Source organism: Pseudomonas sp. GCM10022186 (genome assembly GCF_042656385.1).
GTDB lineage: Bacteria > Pseudomonadota > Gammaproteobacteria > Pseudomonadales > Pseudomonadaceae > Metapseudomonas.
Genome location: NZ_JBHSOU010000064.1, coordinates 103,258 through 125,456 on the forward strand (window position 1 = coordinate 103,258; position 22,199 = coordinate 125,456).

Annotated in this window: 17 protein-coding genes and 1 pseudogene; 11 read left to right on the forward strand and 7 right to left on the reverse strand. The window is 60.2% G+C overall.

The window, feature by feature from the left end; translation table 11 throughout:
- Positions 1–311: 311 nt before the first annotated feature.
- Positions 312–464: pseudogene (locus ACFPU0_RS22830) on the reverse strand (IS5/IS1182 family transposase); the annotation flags it as partial.
- A 302-nt stretch (positions 465–766) separates the two neighbouring features.
- Here ACFPU0_RS22830 and ACFPU0_RS22835 point away from each other — a divergent pair.
- The 3 genes from ACFPU0_RS22835 to ACFPU0_RS22845 all read left to right on the forward strand — a co-directional run bounded on the left by ACFPU0_RS22835 (position 767) and on the right by ACFPU0_RS22845 (position 3,687).
- Positions 767–1,714 (forward strand): YagK/YfjJ domain-containing protein, encoded by a 948-nt coding sequence (locus ACFPU0_RS22835; protein WP_377695574.1) that lies wholly within the window; start codon positions 767–769, stop codon positions 1,712–1,714.
- Positions 1,715–2,026: 312 nt separating this feature from the next.
- Complete coding sequence (locus ACFPU0_RS22840) at positions 2,027–2,260, forward strand: helix-turn-helix transcriptional regulator (protein WP_377695647.1); 234 nt, start codon at positions 2,027–2,029, stop codon at positions 2,258–2,260.
- Positions 2,257–3,687, forward strand: coding sequence for a YfjI family protein (locus ACFPU0_RS22845; RefSeq protein WP_377695575.1), 1,431 nt, complete (start codon positions 2,257–2,259; stop codon positions 3,685–3,687). Before ACFPU0_RS22840 ends, ACFPU0_RS22845 begins: the two co-directional genes overlap by 4 nt.
- Here the strand turns inward: ACFPU0_RS22845 and ACFPU0_RS22850 are convergent.
- The 5 genes from ACFPU0_RS22850 to ACFPU0_RS22870 all read right to left on the reverse strand — a co-directional run bounded on the left by ACFPU0_RS22850 (position 3,682) and on the right by ACFPU0_RS22870 (position 8,134).
- Positions 3,682–4,365 (reverse strand): hypothetical protein, encoded by a 684-nt coding sequence (locus ACFPU0_RS22850; protein WP_377695576.1) that lies wholly within the window; start codon positions 4,363–4,365, stop codon positions 3,682–3,684. The two genes, ACFPU0_RS22845 and ACFPU0_RS22850, sit on opposite strands and share 6 nt — an antisense overlap.
- Before the next feature lie 89 nt (positions 4,366–4,454).
- Complete coding sequence (locus ACFPU0_RS22855) at positions 4,455–5,813, reverse strand: tyrosine-type recombinase/integrase (protein ID WP_377695577.1); 1,359 nt, start codon at positions 5,811–5,813, stop codon at positions 4,455–4,457.
- Positions 5,814–6,281: 468 nt separating this feature from the next.
- A complete protein-coding gene (locus ACFPU0_RS22860; protein WP_377695578.1) occupies positions 6,282–6,788 on the reverse strand; it encodes an AAA family ATPase in 507 nt (168 codons plus the stop codon).
- Between the two features lie 315 nt (positions 6,789–7,103).
- Positions 7,104–7,841 carry a Fic/DOC family protein gene (locus tag ACFPU0_RS22865; RefSeq protein ID WP_377695579.1) on the reverse strand — a complete coding sequence of 246 codons (738 nt, stop codon included), beginning with the start codon at positions 7,839–7,841 and terminating at the stop codon, positions 7,104–7,106.
- On the reverse strand, positions 7,838–8,134 hold the full coding sequence (locus ACFPU0_RS22870) for a hypothetical protein (protein ID WP_377695580.1): 297 nt from the start codon (positions 8,132–8,134) through the stop codon (positions 7,838–7,840). The genes ACFPU0_RS22865 and ACFPU0_RS22870 overlap by 4 nt, the downstream gene beginning before the upstream one ends.
- A 296-nt stretch (positions 8,135–8,430) precedes the next feature.
- Here ACFPU0_RS22870 and ACFPU0_RS22875 point away from each other — a divergent pair, with 296 nt between their 5' ends.
- The 4 genes from ACFPU0_RS22875 (at position 8,431) to ACFPU0_RS22890 (ending at position 13,311) form a co-directional block, all read left to right on the forward strand.
- On the forward strand, positions 8,431–8,766 hold the full coding sequence (locus tag ACFPU0_RS22875) for a type II toxin-antitoxin system HicB family antitoxin (protein WP_377695581.1): 336 nt from the start codon (positions 8,431–8,433) through the stop codon (positions 8,764–8,766).
- A 400-nt stretch (positions 8,767–9,166) separates the two neighbouring features.
- Positions 9,167–10,441, forward strand: a complete 1,275-nt coding sequence (locus tag ACFPU0_RS22880) for an acyl-CoA dehydrogenase family protein (protein WP_377695582.1) — start codon at positions 9,167–9,169, stop codon at positions 10,439–10,441.
- A gap of 110 nt (positions 10,442–10,551) precedes the next feature.
- Positions 10,552–12,120, forward strand: coding sequence for a class I adenylate-forming enzyme family protein (locus ACFPU0_RS22885; RefSeq protein ID WP_377695584.1), 1,569 nt, complete (start codon positions 10,552–10,554; stop codon positions 12,118–12,120).
- A gap of 165 nt (positions 12,121–12,285) precedes the next feature.
- A complete protein-coding gene (locus ACFPU0_RS22890; protein ID WP_377695585.1) occupies positions 12,286–13,311 on the forward strand; it encodes an AraC family transcriptional regulator in 1,026 nt (341 codons plus the stop codon).
- Between the two features lie 45 nt (positions 13,312–13,356).
- Here ACFPU0_RS22890 and ACFPU0_RS22895 read toward each other — a convergent pair whose 3' ends face one another.
- Entirely contained in the window at positions 13,357–14,544 is a 1,188-nt protein-coding gene (locus ACFPU0_RS22895; protein WP_377695586.1) for a thiolase C-terminal domain-containing protein, read from the reverse strand.
- Positions 14,545–14,802: 258 nt separating this feature from the next.
- Between ACFPU0_RS22895 and ACFPU0_RS22900 the strand changes: the two genes are divergently transcribed.
- The 4 genes from ACFPU0_RS22900 to ACFPU0_RS22915 all read left to right on the forward strand — a co-directional run bounded on the left by ACFPU0_RS22900 (position 14,803) and on the right by ACFPU0_RS22915 (position 22,175).
- Positions 14,803–15,561 (forward strand): SDR family NAD(P)-dependent oxidoreductase, encoded by a 759-nt coding sequence (locus ACFPU0_RS22900; RefSeq protein ID WP_377695587.1) that lies wholly within the window; start codon positions 14,803–14,805, stop codon positions 15,559–15,561.
- Between the two features lie 189 nt (positions 15,562–15,750).
- A complete protein-coding gene (locus tag ACFPU0_RS22905; RefSeq protein ID WP_377695588.1) occupies positions 15,751–18,591 on the forward strand; it encodes a helix-turn-helix transcriptional regulator in 2,841 nt (946 codons plus the stop codon).
- A 516-nt stretch (positions 18,592–19,107) separates the two neighbouring features.
- A complete protein-coding gene (locus ACFPU0_RS22910) occupies positions 19,108–20,277 on the forward strand; it encodes a thiolase C-terminal domain-containing protein (protein ID WP_377695589.1) in 1,170 nt (389 codons plus the stop codon).
- Between the two features lie 59 nt (positions 20,278–20,336).
- Positions 20,337–22,175, forward strand: coding sequence for a DUF1302 domain-containing protein (locus ACFPU0_RS22915; protein ID WP_377695590.1), 1,839 nt, complete (start codon positions 20,337–20,339; stop codon positions 22,173–22,175).
- Positions 22,176–22,199 lie beyond the last annotated feature (24 nt).

A 22,199-nucleotide genomic window follows, 5' to 3' on the forward strand; every position in this document is an offset into this window, starting at 1 on the left:
AAGTCGGCTACGGTCATTGGCCGTTGCGGTGGAGCGGATACTCAAGCGTCGGATCCGTCTTGAAAGCTGCTGTTCAAGCTGCAGGCGGCCAACCGACTGCAGCGGGTCGACAGTCCCCCTTGGGATAGCCGTTTTCTGGATGTGCTCGCTCCACGAGTGTACTTGCCACTCTACCTCAGGGCATTGAGCATCTGCCGTAATGAGGTTGACAACATTGGCCTGACCCGTGCGCCAAGATGGGGGGCTGTAGCATCTCCATTGCCTGGCTCCAGAGCGGAACGATGTGCTCTTTGCGCTTTTTCATGCTCACTGTACGAAAAGTATTGCTGTAGGCGTCGCAATGCACAGGGCAGAGTGGCCATCGCGGCGAAACTTATGGCCAACTTGTCTTAGCGAGGGCGGACTCTTCAGCTCTCCTTCAACCAGCTGAACATTCGCACGATGATGCTCCGCAGTTGGTGCTTATACCAGCTGGAAACAGTAGGTGCGCTCAGACAACTCTCTCAGAAGATTGTTCGGCAATTCTCTCGACAGGCGTGGCAATGTTGCTCCCCATTGCCCTGTCTGGATGGGAGAGTTCATCTAGGCATATGTTGGTTTTATTTATATAGCCAATAGACAGTATTCATCTATCAATCAATAACCACTCAGCAGGATGCTCACTACTACCTACACGGCAGCCATGACGAAGGCTTGGGATTAGGTCATCAGTTAAAAAGTACACAACCCGTATCTGGTATGCGAACAACCAACCAGGTACATCACCATGACCAAGCGCAACACCTACAGCCACCTTTCCCAATCCGATATCGCCATCCAGATCGAACGACTCGTCCAATCCATCGAGCGTCACGACACACCCGCATTTAGGATCGGGCAAACACGCTCAGGATTTGACCGGATCGAACCGACCAGACTTTCTCGGTACTTCGAGCACATCCAGCAGATGGTCGACCTGTTCGATGACCGCTACGAATACCGCTACAGCGAACACCTGCAAGCGTTCAGGGATGGCTGCCAGGAAATCGGACTGGAGCGAAACTCTGCCGGTCCTGTTTGTCTGAATGAAGGGGGTACGGCCTACCTGGACCATCACCGCAGTATGAACGTACTGGTCGCTCGGATCCGGCAGTTGACTCGAAAGCCATGGTATCGGCGCAAGAAGACTGATCGCCGTTATCAGGCTCGGCAGCAGGGGGGGAGGGTCACTGATTACGCTGACGCTGTGCTCGATCGTTACTCGCGTACCGTCGTGGTCAGGGTCAATCTTTACTACTACTCGGATGCTCAGGTCAGGCTGCGTGTCGAGCACGTATTCGACGATCTGGACAGGCTAATTGATGAGCGTGAGCGTAATCCGATCTTCGACCACCTAACCGGGTACATCTGCAGCGTCGAGCAGGGCGACGACAGGGGCTACCACATCCACGCCGCCTTCTTCTTCAACGGTGCTGGAGTGCACAAGGATGTCTATAAGGCGCAGCAGCTCGGTGAGCTGTGGGAGCGCATCACTCGGGGGCAGGGCCACTTCAACAGCTGCAATCACGCTAAGGAACAGTATGGGGACAAGCTCGGCATCGGGGTCATCCTGCGGAACGACCGAAAGATCCGCCCCCATGTTCACGAGGCGATGCGCTACCTGGTCAAGGATGATCAACAGCTTCGGTTGAAGCCCGAGGGGGCTCGAGGCGTACGGATGGGGATGCTCCCGTAAGGGGCTGTAAGCGTCAGAAGGCAGTTGTACATCGGTGCTGACTGCTACTTCTGCTACGAGTAGCAGAAGTAGCAGCTATCCGCCGGTATCTACTGTGAGCAGATGTGGCTGTGTTTGGTTTCACGCCTTTAATTGAAAGTCAATAGATGTGCTTGGGTGGCACTTAGGGCTACACAAGCACAGCTCCTGCCAAGGGGGAGTCGGTTGCATAGCATTGAAACCGTCAATTGCGATGGAGGTCATGCTATGAAAAAGATTGGTGCTGAGTGTACTGAAAGCTCTGTATCTGCCTGCGCGGATGGTGACAGGGTCATGCGTTTAAGGTCGCTGCTCAAGTGTCTAGGAGTGGGGCGGTCCACGGTATATGACCGAATTAACCCGAATTCACCGCGCTATGACGCTTCTTTCCCCAGACCCATACGACTGTCTGGTGCTGGCGGGAAAGGAGGCGCTGTCGGTTGGCTAGAGTCGGAAATATATCAGTGGCTCGCAGAACGAGTGGCTGCGAACGCTTCGCGCACTGATCGACAGAGGGCTGATCAATGAGTGGAAAGTACCCATTTGGTTATCTGCCAAGGACAAATGCTCCGTATCCTCAGCGGATTCCAGGGTCGCTTTTGCGGCAGGCTGTCGATGAGGTGGAGAACAATATCCAGGCGCCAAAACCACTGATTCTTTTTGGAGCCCTGACCGCCATCAGTGTAGCGACTCAAGGCGTTTTTGATGTGCAAAAACCAAATGGCCAGGTCGTTCCAGTTTCTCTGATGTTGTTGTCCATTGCCGATTCAGGTGAGCGCAAGTCGACAGTAGAGAACGCATTCTTAAATGCTATTCGAGAGTTTCAGTCGGCGCGAGATGCTGAGTACCAGGAGGCCTGTGCTAAGTGGTTTGTTGATATGAAGTTGTGGTCGGCGACTGAGCGGAGATTGCTCAAGCGTATAGAGAAACAAGCACTAGATGATTCGGAGTTGGATGAGGTTCGTGAGTGCCTGCTGGATCATGAAAAACATAAGCCGAAAAAGCCGCGGCAGATGAAATTGATTTATGAGGATGTCACGCCTGAATCGCTTTTTTATAACCTTCATAAAGACTTTTCAGCGGCGGGGCTGATCTCGGGGGAGGGAGGAGGTATTCTGAATGGCCCTGCCATGCGGGACATCTATAAGATGAATTCCATATGGGGTGGTGAGGCTATCGATGTTTCTCGAAAGTCTGTCGAGAGTTTTTCGCTTGAGGGGGCAAGACTAACAACAGCGATAATGGTTCAGGATGCTGTTTTTAGAAAATATCTTGATCGATCTGGGTGTATTTCGAGAGGTTCGGGGTTGTGGGCTAGGTTTTTGGTTTGTCGCCCAAATACAACGCAGGGCAAGCGGTTTATTGCAAATGGGACCATTTCATGGGTTCACCGAGAGAGCTTTAATGAGCGGTTAAGGCAGTTGCTACTTCTAAATCTAGATGCGCTCCCCGAGCGTGAGTATGAGCGAAGTGTTATTAGATTCTCGCCAGAAGCATGCGAGCGGTGGCTCAGGGTATTTAATACCATTGAAGAGGAAATTTCCGAGGGTGGACGCTTCTGTGAGATGCGGGATTATGCCTCTAAGTTGGCCGAAAATATCGCCAGGGTGGCTGCTCTAATTCATGTTTTTGAAGGGGAGGGGGAATATGTTTCGTTGAAGGTCCTGGATTTTGCCATTGATTTATGCCATTGGTGCTCAGATGAATTTTATTTAATTTTTGTGCCTCCAAAACCGTTGCCAGAAGAGGTGCAGGATGCAATTGAGTTGGATAAATGGCTTCATCGATTTCGTCATAAGAGGATTGATTGGATTCCAAAGAACTATATCAGAAAATTTGGTCCAAATAAGTTGCGCCAAAAAGCTAGGCTTGATCGTGCGTTGGAGGAGTTGTTTTTGGATGATAGGATCAGATTCTTTGAGGTAGATAAAGAGAGTCGTATTGAGTTGCTATAGTTTCTTTTTATTTTTGCGGAAAGTCTCCTGCGGCTTTCCGTCTTCTTCGATTTCGCTGATTATGAACTTTGCGGAGTCGTAAACTACCTTTCCAAAATTATTGGAGATAATGAATTCTTCTAGCATTGGGGCAAGGATGTGTGCGGTGCTTGGGATGTCTTTCCATCCGCCGGCTGGAGGGGTTTCTAAAAGTTTCACTAAATACGTGCGAATTTTTTTTAGGATTTCAGATTTTCCAAGTCCTCCGGATTTGGCTCTCGCTTTGTTTCGTTTTCGTGTTTTAACGGTTTTTGTGTGGGTGTCTAGGGCGCCAATGTGATACGCGGCGTAAACGGCGAGGCTTGCTACTTTTTGCTCGTCTCCGGCAATCTTTTTGGCGAGGGCATTGTGATAGTAGAGTGAGGCGTATGCAAAGTGTATTTTTGCAGTTTTTGAGTCTCGGGCTTCTGTTGGGTCTTTTTCGATTGTTGCGCTTTTCCAGCAAGATGAGATGTTGGTCCAGGTTATTGATTTATTGCTGCTAAGTTCTTTAAGTGCGAGGTTTAGTGAGGAGTATGATTCTTCACTCCAGAGTTCTTTTGCTATTTCGCGTAGATAGGTTTTTATCTGAGATACTATATCGGTGGTGCTGCGGTCTGCGGCCTCAGAAGGAGAGAGGAAGAGCAAGTTTTTGGTCATGGTGAGCGGTCTATAGTTTTCCGCAGGTCCTGATTGAGTTGACTGGCGGATTAATGGCATTAAAATAATTTAATTTTTGGTGCTGGTGATCAACGACTTGCAGTGCCGCGAGTCGTTAGTGGCTGCAGGTAGTCCCCAAGTTTACTCCATGCTTCAGCCATTTCGTTTGCATAGCTGTGCCGTTGGTAAATTCGTTTAACCTTATTTTCTTCCGTGTGGTTAAGGCATCGCTCTGCGACCTCGGGTAATACACCAAGCGCCGTCATCAGTGTAGCGCCTGTGCGGCGAAGATCGTGTGGCGTCCATTTGCCGCCTGGGAGCAGCAGGGCCTGAGCTTTGGAGCTTCTGTTGCTCATTATTCCTTTACCAGGCTCTCGCTGGCGATCGCCGAGCTGTTTGGTAACGGTCTTGGAGGAGACGGGGCCCGTGTCGTCCGTATTTGGATAACACCATGTGGATCCCCCATTGATCTGTTTGATGCGCTCGAACTGTTGGGCGGCAAATTGTGAGAGGGCCACCGTGTGAGGTTTCCCGTTCTTGCTGTTTTCCGCAGGAATAAGCCACGTGCCTTGCTTAAGGTCGACATGCTCCCACCGAGCACCAAGCAATTCTCCGATGCGGCAGCAGGTAGAAAGTGCGACCCAGATCGCTGCTTCTGTTGTGGGCAGCAGCCTGGCCTCAGTGAGTTTGGCTGACAGCATACGAATCTCTTCTTCGCTGAGGACGCGGTCGCGCTCGGCATCCTTGCCGCCTATTTTTGCTTTACGGATGCTGGCAGTCGGATCGTGTTCGATCAGATCTCGATCGACGGCAAAGCGGAACATCTGCCGCATCAGGCTGAAGATAAGCTTGGCCATCCGGTTGACTCCGCGGGCGAGGAGGGCATCGGTTACTTCCGTGATGTGACCTTTCTTTACGTCCGCTACAGCCATTTTGCCTAGGAGCGGCAGTACATCCTTTTCAAACATTCGACGCACTTCGGCGCCACCGTCCTTGCGATTAATCAGGTCGACCTTGGCCCAGTGCTCGAATAGCTCGGAGACGCTTTTCCTTGCTGCCTGCCGAGCTTGTTCTGCCTCTGCGGCGGACTTTTCTGCAGCGAGACGAGCTAGCTCGGCACTCCGGGCGGCCACGCGTGCCGCTTCCTCAGCTTCAAAATGTTCCCGGATATCCCGAATCCCTGCTTTGTGCAAGCCAGCAAGCTCTTTGGCTCGCTGTCCTGCCTCAGCGAGGGTCATGGTGCCTTCCAGGCCGTCGCGGCTGTATGTCCCGATGGGATAGGTGATACGTTCGCCGCTGCTGTTCGTATAGCGGAAATAGAAGAGGCGTTCTCCGCTGGGGGTGATGCGGGCGACCAAGCTGCCATGCCCCCAGATGGCGACCTCGCTCAGCCATTTATCACTAGTTCCCGGTTTGGCCGTTATCTGACGGTCAGTGATCTTGGCCATATGGTCAGCTTTCCCGTTGCCAGTTGGTTGCCAATTGAGATTCTCTGGTTGCCAATTCGTTGCCAATTGAGATTGGCTTTGATCGAATCGAATTAGCCTATTTTGGACAGGAAATCGGCTTAATGCCAGTAAAATCAAGGGGTTTACGCTGTCTGTTTGGAAACGTTAGGATGCAGTCGGATCGGTTCTTACCTGTATGGGGTGCAAGGGGTCGAGTGTTCGAATCACTCCGTCCCGACCATATTCAGAGAAAGGCCGGTTCAGAAATGAACCGGCCTTTTTCGTTTCTGAGGCGTGCGCACGCAAAACTGAGCCTGCAATTTCCGCAATATCCGGGTAGATCCCCACTTCGGTCCAAACAACTTCCGAGTGGTCTTTCTGGTAATTGTGCGCCATGTCTTTGCTGGCATGTCCAGCGATCGTAAGCGTCTGCTGATCACCCCTTGCGGTGTTGGGCGTCAGCGGACGCTACTCATTGGAAAGAAATCGCTCTGTGATCAATGCCACAGCCGCCGCCGGCGACATCAGGGCCGTGTCGACTGTAAACGGAGCCTCATCCCACGCCGCATATTCATGGCCCAATACAGACTGCCAGGTTGGTGGTGTCAGCCCAGGAATATCAATCACCCTCGTCTCTACCCGGCGCTGGTGTTCATGCTTGTCAGAGCAAACGACCTGAATATTCACCAATGGAGCATCAGCACGCTTTGCGATTTCGCTCCATGCCTTGCGGCTTTCGATTACCGGGTTCACGCAGTCGACTATGACCGTGTTGCCAAGACGGAGATTGCTCAGAGCGAGCTCATTGGCCACTATATACCCGCTCCGCCCCACGCCTCGCGCCAGAGCTTCTGAATTTCGAATCGCTTGCTCAATCGTGTCGATCCGCAGATACACCGCAGTTAATCGAGTCGCAAGGTCTCTCGCGATAGTCGTCTTTCCGGTACCTGGAAGGCCGCTGAAGACAATGAGCATTCCCTGTCCCTCGGTTGGTGAGTCAAGCCAGCAGGCGGTTGCCAGTTATGCGGTAGTAATTGCCTATTCTCAATCGCGGCTGCCAATGCAGCGAGCGAGTGAGATCGGCCAACTGCTGCCGCATCAATGGGCGCCTGCCTGAGTCACGCAAGGTGACTCAGGCAGGCGCTTATGATCAAGCAGCTCTGGATCGCAACTGCCGACTGCACATTTCAGTGCGCTGCGGCCTTCGTCGTTGGTGGGGGGCTGGATGATTTGCAGGAAGTGCTGATAACCCGGAACTCCACCTACATCTGGATTGGGTGGCGAAGCGCATTAACTATCAGGCTTTTCCTGCTCCCTGGCCTGATAGATCTGTTGTACAACAGGATCGTCCAAGCTCTCGTAGGAAACCTCAAGATCCAGCCCGTCCAGGCCATTAATTCCGCCGATCAGCTCTGGCCACTCATCCCTATCAGATATCTCGGTAACGAATGGAGCTAGGTAGCTATCCAAGTGCCCCTTGGCTGGATGCTCGATCTCCAGGCTCAAGGCCTTCAGATAGTCCAGCTTTCGAGTTTTTGCCCATTCAATGGCGAAGCCCGAGCGGTAGCAAATCTCCATATACACCAGGAGCAGAGTGCGACCGTTGCCGTCTAGGAATGGGTGAGCGAAGGCCAAATTACCCAGCACGCCACCAGGCTTCGCTCTAAATTGATTTCGGTCGGCCGCTAGTTGGAGGGCGTAATTGACGGCCCTCTCAATAGCGGCAGGGTGCTCAAAGGCTGTCCGGTGAGGATCTCCCTCACTACCCTTGAATACAGCTAGGTGCGGAACGAGCGCCGCTCGATCTTGGCCGGCCCACGGGTAAAAGTCGCCAAACAGCGTGCTGTGAACGCGAAGGATAGCCTCATAGTCGATTTCGGCTATGCCGGCGAGGTAGGCCAGTGCTTCCTCCAGGTTCGCCTCGAAAGCCATGTGCTCAAGGCGTTTTACCTGATCGAGGTCTTTTAGCTGGAGTCGGTTTCGTAAATAACCAGCAGTGTCGAAATCGCCGAAGGGGTCGAAAATCATGCAGTGGCGCTGCGCCCTGATCTGCTTGAAATAGCATGTTTGGCGTTCGACTTCGACTTCGACTTCGCTTTGGCTTTCTCGACGAGATAGCTGCTCTGGAGCTGGAGGATCTCGGACGTGCTAAGCACTCCGCTCTTTTTGAGAGAGACTAGAAGGCGTTCGATGCCATCGAGCTTTACGGAGTCGCCAGCGAGGCTGGTGATGGTCATGGCCATCAGGCCCATACGATCACGCTCGGCAGAGATCTTATTATCCCTCGCCAACTTCCTGATTCGGCTTGCTACGGTACCCATCGAAAACCTCCGAAATCCGCAGAAATTATAGCATGCAGGCGTTTCTGGTCAGCCCTCATATCTACTTTTCAGTTTCCGTACATCAGAGAGAGCAGAGGTTTAGGATCGCACGTCCATGCAGGATGCGATGTAGCTTGCAGGCGTTTGTTCTCAGGGGTGAACACCGGTGTTTCCCGGGTCAAGCTCGTGCTGGGAGATGTGCAGTGGCGTTGCCATCGCCCACATCCCGGAAAAGAGGCAAAGAAATATCAGGTAGAGGAGGCTCGCGAGTTCTTGCTGCGAGCAGGAGTTGAATCATGAACAGCATGAGTTACAAAGGTTATACGGCGCGTATCGAGTTCAATGGGCGTGATGATATTTTCGTCGGCCGTCTGTTGGGTGTGAGGGACATCATCAGCTTTCATGCCGAGTCGGTGGCGGGGCTGCGTGCGGAGTTTCAGTTGGCAGTTGATGACTACCTGGCCGACTGTGCCGAGCGTGGGGTCAGCCCGGAGAAGCCGGCGTCCGGCAAGGTAATGTTGCGTATCCGTCCAGAAGTACATGCTGCCGCCACTATCGCCGCTCAGACTGCTGGAAAAAGCCTGAACCAGTGGGCGGACGAGGTATTCGAGCGCGCTGCATATGCTGGATAGCGGGGTTTCGTGCCCGCGCGCAGGCCAGTTCCGGCTGCATGGGCTGTCCAGCCCAGCCGCGTGCGACTGATAGCCCCGATGAAATCCGGGCAAACTCCAATCCCGCCCCCGCATTTCCCAGCCTGCTCCGCGAGGCCCCTTGCAGGGAGCCTGAGGAAACTCCGGGTTCGACGGACATTGACGCTGCAATAGCGCTCGCCGGGACAACCTATCTGCCCGATACGACAAGCCTGCCGAACCATGGCCAGTTAGGCTTCAGCCCATGCAATCGGGAATCCGCAGGTGCATGCCTAGGGGTGCTACCCGATGCCCTTGCATCGGTCCTTTCTGTTCGTCCTGATGACGACCAGTGCGGATCCTCACCGTGTCGCTACGGGACAAGAACAAGAGGAAACGGCAAATGTTTGATCTGAACGAAATCGTCGAGCCCGTGCTCGGCCTTCAAGGGCTGGAAGCTGATCTGACCGAGGAAGAACGTGCCATTCAGGAGGCGGCTCACGGCTTTGCCCGAGACGTGATGCGTCCGCTCGGCGCCAGGCTGGACAAGATGACCGCCGAAGAAGTGGTCGCCCCGGGATCGCCGCTGTTCGACTACCTGCGCCAGGTGCATGAGTCGGGTCTCCTTGACCTCGCCGCCATCGCCGGCATGGACAACCAGCAGAAAGCTCGCATCATGCCGATCATCTTCGAAGAGCTTGGCTGGGGTGACTCCGGTCTGGCCATCGCCGCCCTGGCGTCTTCCTTCCCCGCATTCGCGGCGCACAACACCGGCGATGCGGAAATCATCGAGCGATTCGGCTCGCTTCCCGGCTGCTGGCTGGCGACCCAGCCCGATCGCGGCAGCGATGCCGCCGACATGGACGCCAGCATAGTCCAGCCCGGAACCCGGCAATCGCGCGGCAATCTGTATGCGCGGGTAGTCGGCGACGAAGTCATCGTGCAGGGCCAATCCTCGGCCTGGGTTTCCTATGCGCCCCTGGCGCAGACCGCGCTGGCTTACATTCCCTGCGACTATGGCCAGGGCCTGGAGCATGAGAATGGCCGAGGGCTGAACCACATCGGCATCCTGATTCCGCTCGACCTGCCGGGCGTCTCCAAGGGCAAGCCGCTGGAGAAGCTGGGCCAGCGCCCACTGCCCCAGGGGGAGCTGTTCTTCAATGAGGTGCGTGTGCCGAAGAAGTACGTGATCGCCGAGGGCGATGCGGCCATCACCAGCTTCCTCAGCGCCCTGACGTTCGGCAACATGGAAATGGCGGCGACCTTCACCGGGGTTGCTCGCGCGGCCTACGAACATGCCTTGGCCTATGTGCACGAACGCAAGCAAGGCGGAACACCGATCATCAATCACCAGAGCGTGCAGCTGCGCACCTTCGACCTGTGGCAGAAAGTCGAGCTGTCGCGCGCCATCACCCAGCGGGTGTTTGCCTACAACTACAGCGACAAGGGCCCGCACCTGGCCGCGTCGATCACCAGCAAGACCTATGTCACCGAGACCGCCTTCCAGGTGGCCAGCGAAGCGCTGCAACTCTTCGGTGGCAACGGCCTGACCCGCGAGTACCCGATCGAGAAGCTCCTGCGTGATGCACGGGCATCGATGATCGAGGACGGCGAGACCAACACCCTCAAGCTCAAGGCCATGCACTGGCTGAGCCGCGCTTACCAGCGCAACCACTGATCAGCCCTCCGATAAATCCTTCCTCGGGACCGCCAAGTGCGGCCCCGGGGAGACGGCTGCGCCGATGAAAGTCGGCCGTCGCGGCACTCTTGCACGGGAGCACAGTTGCCATGCGCATCATCGAACACTTCGATAACGCGGTCCGTTTCTATCCGAACAACCTGGCCTTCGTCGACGTCGGCAACGACGCCGGGGCTCTCACCTATGCCCAGGCGGCAACCGTGACCCAGGCCATCGCAGGCGCGATCGCCCATAACGGGTTCAACGAAGGCGGCCACGTGGGCATCCTGGCGCCCAACTGCAGCGTCGCGTTCCTCGCGCTGCTGGGCGTGTTCCGCGCCCGCTGCGTCTGGCTGCCGGTCAATCCGCGCAATACGGTGGCGGCCAATGCGGAGCTGTTCAGTGACTTCGACGGCGAACTGCTGCTGTTCCACAGCTGCTATGCCAAGGAGGCCGCGCAATTGAAAGAGGGCTGCCCCGGCCTGCGTGAACTGGTGTGTATCGATGGCGATTGCGGCGTGGGCATCTCCCTCGCGACCTGGTCGGAAGGCGCGCCGCCGAGCTACACCCCGGAACCGGGTAGCGGCAGCCTGGACGACATTTTCGCCCTCTATCCCACCGGCGGCACCACCGGGCGCTCGAAGGGCGTGATGATCACCCATCGCAACGTCCACACTTTCTTCAGCAATTTCTACGCGCATTTTTCCTATCACGACGATACCCGCCACCTGGTGGTGGCGCCGATGACGCATACGGCGGGGCTCAGCGGTTGCCTGCACTTCGCCCGTGGCGGCACCAACGTCATCATGGCCGTGGCCCAGCCCGAGGCCATTGTCGATGCGATCGAGCGCTATCGGGTGACCCATCTGTTCCTGCCGCCGACCGTGCTTTACATGCTCCTGGCGCTGCCGGAGATCCGCCAGCGCGATTTCAGCTCCCTGAAGCACTTCCTGGTGGGCGCCGCGCCGACCTCGCTGGAGAAACTGAAGGAAGCCGTGCAGGTTTTCGGCCCGGTGATGTCCGAGGCCTTCGGCCAGTCCGAAGCACCGGCAGCGATCACCGCCAAGGCGCCCTGGGACTACCTGCAGGCCGATGGCTCGATCAATGAGGCACGCCTGCAATCCATCGGCCGGCCGTGCGTGCTCAACAGCGTGGCCATCCTCGATGACGAAGGGGTGGAAGTGGCGCGCGGCGAAGCGGGGGAGGTCTGCATTCGCGGGGATCTGGTGACGCCGGGCTACTACAAGAACGCGCAGGCCACCGCCGAGGTGCGCACCCATGGCTGGCACCACACGGGGGATGTCGGGGTCATGTCCGAGGACGGCTACATCACTATCGTCGACCGCAAGAAGGACATGATCATCACCGGCGGTTTCAACGTCTATCCGAACGAGATCGAGCAGGTGCTGACCGGCCACGAGGCCGTGCAGGACTGCTCGGTGATCGGCATCCCCGATGAGAAGTGGGGCGAGGCGGTGAAGGCCATTGTCCAGCTCAAGCCCGGCAAGGTCTGTGCGGAGGATGACCTGATCGCCCTGGTCAAGGAGCGCCTTGGCAGCGTCAAGACGCCCAAGAGCGTCGACTTCATCGAACAGCTGCCGCGCAGCCCGGCCGGCAAGGTGCTGAAGACCGAGCTGCGCAAGGCGTACTGGTCGGGCAAGGCTCGCGCGGTGAATTGACCAGCCGCTCCGTCGCAGCCCCCCAGCCAAGGGGGGCTGCCTCCAGCCGCAGCTGACCTATGGTGGCGCCGACAACGCTGCGTCACCGGACCTGCTTCCCCAGCTTTCCCGGGCCCCATGCGCAGTGACTGATACTCGCACTGAGCACTGGCGGAGAGCAGCCGAATGAAAGAGGTCACGCACAACTCATCGATCATCGGCGCCTACGCCATCGCGATTGCCGAAGCCCTGGAAAACCTGGGTATCGTCGCCGAGGACATCTTCCACACCTGCGGCTTGTCATTGCCCACCACCACCGATCCCCTGGTCCGCATCGACAACCCGACTATCTCGCGACTCTACGCCGCTGCGGTGCAGGCCAGCGGCGATTCCGGTTTCGGCTTGCGAGTCGGAGAAACCATGCGTCCGGCCAATCTGCACGCCATGGGCTTCGCATTGCTGTCCAGCATCTCGATTCGAGATTTTGCCCAGCGCCTGAGTGCCTTCTACCGGGTCGTTTCGCAGAACGCCGATATCCGTTGTGAAGAACGCGGCGACCAGTTCCTGCTGATCAGTACCAGCACAAAAGGGGCAGGTACCTGTTTCGAGACGCAGGATGCCTACATTGCCCTGGTCACCAACCTGCTGCGAACCATCTCCGGCAATCGCTTCCAATTAAGGAGGCTCGAACTGACGCGGCCGCAGCCGGAAGGCCAGGCACAGAGGTATCGAGACTATTTCCAGTGCGATATCGAATTCGATCGGCCTGAGATCATCATGGTGATGGACGTCGCACAGGTGGACAAGCGGTTGCCCGGTGCCAACGAGGAGCTCGCCCTTGGCCATGATCGAACGGTGATGGAGTATCTGCAGCGGATTGACCGCAGCGACATCGTCAATCGCGTACGGTCGCTCATCAGCGAAGAGTTGCCCGTGCGGGCCCTGAACAAGGACCGGGTGGCCGAGCAGCTGCACATCAGCACCCGCAACCTGCAGTTGAAGCTGGCTGCGCGGGACACCAGCTTCCAGGAGATTCTCGATAGTACCCGCCGCACGCAGGCCCTGGCGATGATGTCGCGCAGCTCGGTTTCGGTAACCGAAGCGGCCTTCTCCCTCGGCTACACCGAAGTGAGCAATTTCACCCGCGCCTTCAAACGCTGGACAAACCAGTCGCCGCGACAGTACCGCCAAGGCCTCGGGCTGGAGCGCTGAGCCGGGTGGGCCGGGCGGCTCTGCGCTCCAGCCCGCCCCGGCAGGTCAGTACTTTTTCAGGATATGCACGAAGCCGGCGCTGCCCAGGCCGCCGTTGTGCTGCAGCGCGACCCGGGCCCCCGGCACCTGCCGTAGGCCGGCCTCACCGCGCAGCTGCCAGGTCAGCTCGGTCAGCTGGGCCAGTCCCGTCGCACCCAGCGGATGCCCCTTGGCCAGCAGGCCGCCCGAGGGGTTGATCACCCAGTCGCCGCCATAGGTGCCGCGCCCGGCTGCGACAAAAGCGTTCAGCTCGTCCTGCCGGCACAGCCCCAGCGCGACATAGGTGGCCAGCTCGTTGCTGGCGAAACAGTCGTGCAGTTCGATGACGTCGACATCTTCCGGGCCGATGCCGGCATCCTCGTAGGCTTTGTTCGCCGCATCGCGGCTCAGGGCCTGGAACATGACATCCATCACGCTGCCTTCGAAGAAACTGCTGCGGTCGCTGCTCCAGCCGCGCCCGGCCAGGCGTACGTCGGCGCGGACGCCATGGGCACGGGCGAACTCCGGGGTGCAGACGATCACTGCGGCGGCGCCGCAACTCGGCGGGCAGGCGTAGTTCTTGCGCAGCCCACGGAAGAGGGGCGGTGTGGAAAGTATCTCTTCGACCGTCAGTGGCGTGCGGAAGATGGCGTTTTCATTATGGGCGGCGTGCCTGCGGGAATTGACGCAAACCGCCGCCAGGGTCTGCTCGGTCACGCCCATTCCGAGCATGGCATCGACCTGTGCGCCGAACATGCCGACCGCCGGCGGCACGGCGCGCTCCTCGGGGCTCATGTCCATCATCCTGAAGATGGCCTGCTCATGCCGCGCGATCGGGCTTGGCTTGTCGGGGAAGAGCATGTTGATCGCCCCCGGCGCCATCTGCTCGAAGCCCAGCGCCAGCGCGCACTCCACCTGCTGCCCCTGGACTGCCTGGACAGCCAGGGCGAAGGCCGACGAGCCGCTGGCGCAGTTGTTGTTCACGTTGAAGATCGGGATGCCGCTGATATCCACCCGGTAGAGCGCCGCCTGCCCCGCGCAACTGTCGCCGTAGACGTAGCCGCAGAAGGCCTGCTCGACCAGTGCGTAGTCGATGCCGGCGTCCTTGAGCGCCGCGCGTGCGGCCTGTTCGCCCATGACGTCGTAGCTTTCCGATTGACCCGGCTTGCGGAAGGGCACCATGCCCACTCCGGCGATAACGATTTCGGTACTCATAGTGACCTCCTGGCTGTTCGTGGACGCTGGTTCTGCCTGCGTGCAACCGAGTATCCACAAAGCCCCGCGCCTTGGAGCCCGCGCGTGTCGAGCTGATAACAAGTCAGGCCTCCAGGGACAAATCCGTCTGCCGGGCGCCCGCAATCCGCTCGTTTCGGGATAAGCGTTCTGCTTGGAAGGACAAGTCCGGGGGCCGGGCGCGGGATTAACGTCAGGGCCAACAAGAACGCCAATGTGGCCTGTGTGAGGAGAATCAACGTGGATTTCACTGGAAAGGTTGTCATCGTGACCGGCGCGGCCGGCGGCATCGGCCGTGCTTCGGCGATCCGGTTTGCGCGCCTCGGCGCCAAGGTGGTGCTGGCGGATGTCAATGAACGAGGCCTTCAGGAAACCCTGGAGCTGATCGGCGGCGAAGCCCTGGTGGTGCTTACCGACGTGGCCGATGAGGCGGCCTGCCAGGCCATGGTCGACAGCGCCATGAACACCTTCGGGCGCGTTGACGTGCTGTTCAGCAATGCCGGCATCTCCGGTGTGCGCGGGCGGACCGCCGAGTTGTCCCCGGCACAGTGGCGCCGGGTCATCGACATCAATCTCAACGGTGTCTTCTACTGCGCACATGCGGCGATTCCGGCCATGCTCGCCGGTGGCGGCGGCGTGATCATCAACACCGCCTCCGTCGACGGTCTGGTGGGCATGTCCACCCTGTCGCATTACACCGCGGCGAAACACGGTGTGATCGGTCTGACCAAGGCCTGCGCGCTGGAGTATGGCAAGCGGAACATCCGCAGCGTCGCCATCGCGCCCGGCTTCATCCAGACCTCGATGACCACCGACAACCTCAGCGAGAGCGAGCGTGCGCTGTTCGCCTCGCTGGCCTCCCACGTGAGCCGCGCGGGTCAGCCGGAAGACGTGGCCAACCTGGTGACCTGGCTGGCTTCGGACCAGGCGGCTTATGTGAATGGTTCGGTCCACACGGTGGATTCGGGCCTGATCGCCGGATTCGCCCTGCCGGAATGACTCCGCGCGGCCGCTGCCCGTCCCCTGGTGGGCGGCGGCCGTTTCTGCTTCGCATACTCCTCGCCGCTGGGGGGACAGATGTGCGGAGCTGCTTTATTCTCGTGCGGCTAGCCCCTGGAGAAGGGCCCACGCACATCAGGCTGTCGCAATGCCCGGAGACCTTTCCCGCCAGGAGACAGCCTGGATGAAGTGGCGGGCCGGCGCATCGCGTGCCACGCTGAACGGCGGTGCAAGATCGCAAAGTGCCCAGAGCATGACCTTCTCCCCATAACAAGAAGATGCCCAGGCATTGGAGTCGTCGGCCATCGCTGGCCCGGCCCGATCACCCAGTGCACGGGACCGCAGAGAGGCATCGCCAACGTGTATCGGATAGAGCCCGAACTGGTTCTCAAGACAACGCCGCCGCGCAATCAGAAGGGTACGCAGATGCGCGAGCGGCTCAGCATCGATTCGCCCGATCTGGCCGACCGCCTGGCCATTTCGGTGCACGCTCCGGCCGGTTTCGGCAAGACCCTGCTGCTGGCGCAATGGCGCCGCGAGTTCCTCTCCCGCGGTGCGGTGGTCGCCTGGCTGACCCTCGATGCCCATGACGATGGCAGCCGCTTCGTCCATGGCCTGGCCGTCGCCATGACGCTGGGCAGCGGGCGGCAGTCTTTTGCGGTGAACGCCGGGCGGACGATGCCCCCTGCCAGGGACGGGCTCGACGGCCTGACCGACTGGCTGGCGGAAGTCGCCGACCTCGGAGTGGAAACCGTGCTGATCCTCGATGAGGCCGATACGCTGCCCGAAACCACCACCCGTCATTCGTTGACCTATCTCCTGCACAATGCACCGGCCAACCTGCGCGTGATCATGGCTTCGCGCAGTCGTCTGAAGCTGCAGGTGGCGGATTTGCTGGCGCGCGGACTGTATGTCGGCATCGCGGCCGATGCCCTGCGTTTCCGCGTCGAGGAGACCGTGGCGATACTCGCCAGCCGCTTTGGATCGCGCATCGATCCGGACGGCTGCGTGCATCTGCACGAGATCACTGAAGGTTGGCCGTTGGGCCTGCAACTGGCGGTTGCCGCCATTGAGAAGAGCAGCAATCTGATAGCCGCCATTGACGAGCTTTCGGCCTGTTCGGGCGATATCCAGCGTTACTTCGTCGATAGCCTGGTCGCCCAGTTGCCGGCCGAGCAGGTGGAGTTCCTTACCTGCATTTCGCTGCTGGACATGGTCCATCCATCGCTGTGCGCGGCGCTCACCGGCGATGAGCGCGCGGATCAGCTGTTGCGCGGCTTGTGCGCGTCGACGCCGATTTTCGCCGAAGGGCTCGACAGCGACTGGGTGCGTATTCATCCCCTGGCGCGGGAGTTTCTCCAGGCACGCTTTGCCGGTCTGTCGGCCGAGCACCGCCAGTTGCTGCATGAGCGGGCGGCCAGCTGGCTCGAGGAACACGGATTCTTTGAGGAGGCTGCGCGCCAGTCCCTGCAGGCCGGCCAGGCAGAGCAGGCCTATCGCAACATCGAACGCTGCCTGTACGAGATCACGATACGTGGCCAGTTCGGCCGGGTTAAGGACTGGCTCGACGAGCTTCCCGCCGAGGAGGTGGAGTCGCGTCCGAGGATGTGTGTGGCCGCCGCGTGGGTTCTTGCGTTGAGCGAGCGGCATCTGGAGGCGCTGCGCCTGGTGGACCGTATCCAGCAGGACCCGGCCGCCGACGAGGACATGCGCAGGGAAGCAACGGCCATCGCCGCCGCGGCCTATTACTTTGCCGACCGCCCGGACGAGTCGTTGCGAATCGCCGCGCCGTGGATGGACAAGCTGCCGGCCGGCTCGATCAAGCTGCAAGCCATGCTCGCCAACCAGGTCGCCGTGCTCCTGCTGCTCCAGGGGCAGCCCGAGAAGGCGCGGCGGGTCTACCAGCGGACCCCCAACTACGTCTGGACGCCACAGCTCGATGCCATCCGTGGATTCGGTAAATGGGTGTTCGGCATGTCGTATCTGTGCGAGGGGCGCATCCTGCAGGCCGAAGCCGCGTTTCGCGATAGCCTGGCGCACGCCGAAAAGGACATCGGGCGGCGCAGTTCGGTGGCGGTGATCCTGGCCTGCGGCCTGGCCACGGCGTTGCTCGAACGTGGTGAGGTTCAGGAAGCGACCACGGTGCTGGCCAACCGGCTGGATGTGATCGAGCGCCTCGCGTCGCCGGATGCGATCTCAATGGGTTTTCTCACCGCGGCGCGGCTGGCCGCGTTGCAAGGGCAGCCGCATCGTGGCCACGACCTGCTGGAAGCCTTGTCGGCCCTGGGCGAGGAGCGCGGCATCCCGCGCTTCTGCATAGTCGCCCTCGGCGAGCAGATCCGCCTGAACGCATTGCATGGCCGGGGCGACACCTGCCAGGCACTGTGGCGACGATTGGAGAAATGGATACCCGAAGCTGTGCGCCAGGGGCATGGGCTGCTCGGATCGGAGCTGGGCATCTCGGTCGGCCTGGCCAGGGTCTATGTCCACCTTGCGGCGCGGGACTGGCCGGCCATGCTGGTGGAGCTGAACATGACCAACGAGATCGCCGAGCGCTTGCGTCGTGGCCGCGAAGTGGTCCAGTTGAAGCTGCTCAAGGCGTTGGCCCTCAAGGAATCCCGGCAGGACGGGCTGCCTAGCCTGAAGGAGGCGATCAGCCTCGCCGATGAATACGGCTTGCGACGCATCGTCCAGGACAGCCACCCCGACCTGGTCCGCTGGGCGGAGCAGATCCGCCGCGACGGCACCCCTGCACCGGCGGAGAACTTTCCTCCAGCGGCACAGTCGGCGCGTCCGGAGGCGGCCCCCATGGCCGTGTCGCCCAGCCGACTGCTCACCCCCAAGGAGCGCGAGGTTCTTCAGCTGCTGGCGCGCAACCTGTCGAACAAGCAGATCGCCCAGGCGCTGAATGTCGGCGAGGAAACCGTGAAGTGGCACCTGAAGAACCTCTTCGGCAAGTTCCAGGCCGGCACCCGCAAGCATGTGGTCGATCGCGCCTACATGCTGGGCATTCTCGAATCGGTGGGTTGAGCTGGCCACTGTGGGAGCGACTTCAGTCGCGATGCGGGCCTGACGCGACGATTCGCGAGTAAACATCCACGTTCGTAGAACGTGGACTTGCGATAGCCCCCTGGAAGGGGGCGAATCCTCCCCGTGCACAAGGCCACCCCTTTCGCCTGGCCTGGACCCTAGGGTGCGCTGTGCGCACCGATTCCGGGTTCGGCTTCGGCACCACGTCAAACCGCCGGTGCGCACGGCGCACCCTACAACAGCGCTCGGTGGCCCGGATGCCATCCGGGGAAATCCAACCGCCGCTGCTGGATTTCATCCGGGCTGCTGTTCTCTCCTACCTCCTGCACAAGCCCCCGCAATCCATGCCCCCCAGGCACCACCCATACCCCCTGCCGTTGGGGGTGGCGACAGGGGGAACTACCCATAGTCTGACTCGCAAGTCGAGGCACTGCTCCCCAAAGGCGGGCGGGGTGCCTCATGCATCGGGTCGGCGAACGACCTTCCGCTGAATGCGGGTAATCGAGGGGTAGGGTCATGGCAGATAGCGTGCTGGTCGCAGGGGTGGGGATGACGCCGTTCGTTCCGCTCGGCACTCGCGACAGCGCCGCTGCGCTGGCAGGCCGGGCGATTCGCGCGGCGCTCGAAGATGCCCGCATCGACTACGACCTGGTCGACCAGGTGTTCACCTCGTGCGTGCAGGGCAAGGCAGGAAGCGGCGAGCGGGTTCTCGCCCACGTTGGCCTGACCGGCGTGCCGATCTTCAACGTCAGCGATGGCTGCGCGTCGGGCAGCAGCGCCCTGCAGTTGGCGCGCAACGCGGTGCTCTGCGGCGAAGCCGAATGTGTCCTGGTCCTGGGCTACGAATGCATGCCGGTGGGCGTGACCAACCGCGCATTCTTCGGCATGGATGAATACCCCAGCGTGGAGTGGGACAGCCTGCACCATCGCAGCGACCCCTTGGCATCCCTTCACCGCCGGCAGCATCCGGCGGCGCTGTTCGCCGCCCAGACCAACTGGCTGCTGACCCGCATGGGGATTGCCGAAAGCAGTTTCGAGCAGGTGCTCAGCCATGCCCGAGGCCAGGCCGGGATCAATCCCTATGCCGTGCTGAATCGCTCGTCCTGCCTCGACGGCTGGCTCGCTCGCTACCTCTGCCCGCCGGCCTGCGGAGCTGCGGCGGTGCTGCTCTGTTCTCGGAGCTTCGCGGCCCGCTACGGCGCCCGTCGCGACGTGGCCCTGCTGAGCTGCGCCCGCAGCAGCGACACGACCTCGGAACTGGAGTCTGCCAGCGTGCTCGACGTGCTCGGGCGCGCCGCCACCCGCCGGGTGGCGCAAAAGGCCTACGAGCAGTCCGGTATCGGGCCCGACGAGATCGAGGTGGTGGAACTCCATGACCAGAGCGTCGGCGACTTCATGGTCAACAGCGCCGCCCTGGGTTTTTGCCGTGAGGAGGAGCTGGACCAGTTCGTCCGGCAGAACTTCAGCACGCGTGGCCGCCAGGTCGCGGTCTGTCCCTCGGGCGGCCTGCTGGGACGCGGCCACGCGCCCGGCGCCACGGGGCTGGCGCAGATCACCGAGCTGGTCTGGCAACTGCGCGGCCAAGCCGAGGGCCGCCAGGTCGCCGGCGCGCGTACCGCGCTGCAACACAGTTCGGCATTGGGCCGATCGGTATCGGTAACCGTCCTGCAACGCACATCGGGCTGAGCGGGTATGGGACGCGTGAATGTCGTTTGGTGAAACAACAGAGAAGGTGAGCAAGCTAGATGAACAACAACAATAAGATCTGTCACACGAATCTGCACCGGGGCCTGCTGGCGACCGCGATCACGGCGGGGCTCGGACTCTCGCCGGTGCACGCGTTCCAGTTCGACACCGGGAGCGAAGACTGGGCCGTGCGTTTCGACAACACCCTCAAGCTGAACTACGCGCAGCGGGTGGAGAGCGCCAACTCCAAGCTGGCCAATTCCTTCAACAACAACGACGGCAACCGCAACTTCTCCGCCGGCAGCGCGGTGTCCCAGCGCATCGACCTGCTCACCGAACTGGACGTGGTCTACAAGGAGCGGATGGGCTTCCGGGTCAGCAGCAACAGCTGGTACGACCACGCCTATGACAAGGTCGGCAGCGCCAACGCCGCGACCAACCAGCTCAATGACGGCCGTCCGGATTCGCGGACCATCAGCGGCTATGCCGACCGTTACTACAACGGCCCGTCCGCCGAGATTCTCGACGCCTTCGTCTTCGGTAGCGTGGAATTCGGCGAGCAATCCCTGCTCAGCGCCAAGCTCGGCAGCCATACCCAGTACTGGGGCGAAGCCATCCTCGCCTTCGCCCACGGCAACAGTTACGGCCAGTCGGGCCTGGATATCTCCAAGGCGCTGGCGGTGCCCGGCACCGAGGCCAAGGAGCTGTTCATCCCGCGCAACCAGCTGTCCGCCAACCTGACGGTGACGCCGGAATTCAGCGTGGGCGCGCAGTACTTCCTCGATTGGGACCCGTCGCGCCTGCCGGAATCCGGTACCTACCTAGGCTTCAACGACGGCATCCAGCACGGCGGCGACGACCTCTCGCTGATCGGCGGCGTCAACCCGTTCTTCGGCGCACCGGGGCCGATCGGCGCCAACCAGTTCCTGCGCCTGACCAATGGCCACGCTTTCACCCCGGACAAGCGCGGCGACTTCGGCCTGATGGCCAAGTGGAGCCCGGAGTGGCTCGACGGCACCCTGGGCGTCTACTACCGCAATACCTCCGATGTGCTGCCGAACCTGGCCTTGCAGCCTGTTGCCGTCGGGCCTGCCCAACTGGTCTCCGGCAACATCGGTACCTACAACCAGTTCTACGTCGACGACATCGACATCTACGGCATCAGCCTGTCGAAAAGCATCGCCGGGGTCAGCGTCGGCTTCGACCTGAACTACCGCGAGAACATGCCGCTGGCCAGCGTGCCCGCCACTGTCAGTCCGGCGGGTGCGGCGGCCGGGCTGCCCGGGTTCATTGCCAGCTTCGACGGCGACAACGCCGTGGCCCGGGGCAACACGCTGCACGCGGTGGTCAACGGCCTGGCCACCTTCGGCGACACGCCGGTCTGGGACTCCGCGTCGCTCCTGGTGGAACTGGCCTACAGCCGCTGGCTGGACGTGACCGAGAACGAGCAGCTGTTCAAGGGCGAGAGCTGGTACCGCGGCGTCGACAAGGTGACCAAGGACAACTACGTCCTGGGCATCAACTTCAACCCGACCTGGTACCAGGTCTTCCCCGGCATCGATATGTACCTGCCGGTCAACTACAACGTCGGCCTCAAGGGACATTCCGCCGTGCAACTGGGCGGCAACGAGGATGCCGGCAGCTACTCGGTCGGGGTTGGCATGGATGTGCGCAACCAGTACCGCTTCGACCTGAAGTACGTGGACAACTTCGGGCCCTTCGACACCTGCGACGCGGCCGGAACCGCCCCCGCAGGCGGCATCCAGGGTGAGGGCGCCACCCCCGGCGCCAACGGCATGTACAACTGCACGGTGGGGCAGCCCACGGCATTCGCCGGCGTTCCGTCGCAGCTCAAGGATCGCGGCATGGTCACCCTGACCTTCAAAACGACCTTCTGATCGAACCACTGCCTGATCGCAGGA

Coding starts and splice junctions, on each gene's coding strand:
- ACFPU0_RS22915 (WP_377695590.1), top strand. CDS start 20,337: ATGAACAACAACAATAAGATCTGTCACACGAATCTGCACCGGGGCCTG.
- ACFPU0_RS22845 (WP_377695575.1), top strand. CDS start 2,257: ATGAGTGGAAAGTACCCATTTGGTTATCTGCCAAGGACAAATGCTCCG.
- ACFPU0_RS22835 (WP_377695574.1), top strand. CDS start 767: ATGACCAAGCGCAACACCTACAGCCACCTTTCCCAATCCGATATCGCC.
- ACFPU0_RS22865 (WP_377695579.1), bottom strand. CDS start 7,841: ATGATTTTCGACCCCTTCGGCGATTTCGACACTGCTGGTTATTTACGA.
- ACFPU0_RS22860 (WP_377695578.1), bottom strand. CDS start 6,788: ATGCTCATTGTCTTCAGCGGCCTTCCAGGTACCGGAAAGACGACTATC.
- ACFPU0_RS22880 (WP_377695582.1), top strand. CDS start 9,167: ATGTTTGATCTGAACGAAATCGTCGAGCCCGTGCTCGGCCTTCAAGGG.
- ACFPU0_RS22890 (WP_377695585.1), top strand. CDS start 12,286: ATGAAAGAGGTCACGCACAACTCATCGATCATCGGCGCCTACGCCATC.
- ACFPU0_RS22895 (WP_377695586.1), bottom strand. CDS start 14,544: ATGAGTACCGAAATCGTTATCGCCGGAGTGGGCATGGTGCCCTTCCGC.
- ACFPU0_RS22840 (WP_377695647.1), top strand. CDS start 2,027: ATGCGTTTAAGGTCGCTGCTCAAGTGTCTAGGAGTGGGGCGGTCCACG.
- ACFPU0_RS22870 (WP_377695580.1), bottom strand. CDS start 8,134: ATGGGTACCGTAGCAAGCCGAATCAGGAAGTTGGCGAGGGATAATAAG.
- ACFPU0_RS22910 (WP_377695589.1), top strand. CDS start 19,108: ATGGCAGATAGCGTGCTGGTCGCAGGGGTGGGGATGACGCCGTTCGTT.
- ACFPU0_RS22855 (WP_377695577.1), bottom strand. CDS start 5,813: ATGGCCAAGATCACTGACCGTCAGATAACGGCCAAACCGGGAACTAGT.
- ACFPU0_RS22850 (WP_377695576.1), bottom strand. CDS start 4,365: ATGACCAAAAACTTGCTCTTCCTCTCTCCTTCTGAGGCCGCAGACCGC.
- ACFPU0_RS22875 (WP_377695581.1), top strand. CDS start 8,431: ATGAACAGCATGAGTTACAAAGGTTATACGGCGCGTATCGAGTTCAAT.
- ACFPU0_RS22885 (WP_377695584.1), top strand. CDS start 10,552: ATGCGCATCATCGAACACTTCGATAACGCGGTCCGTTTCTATCCGAAC.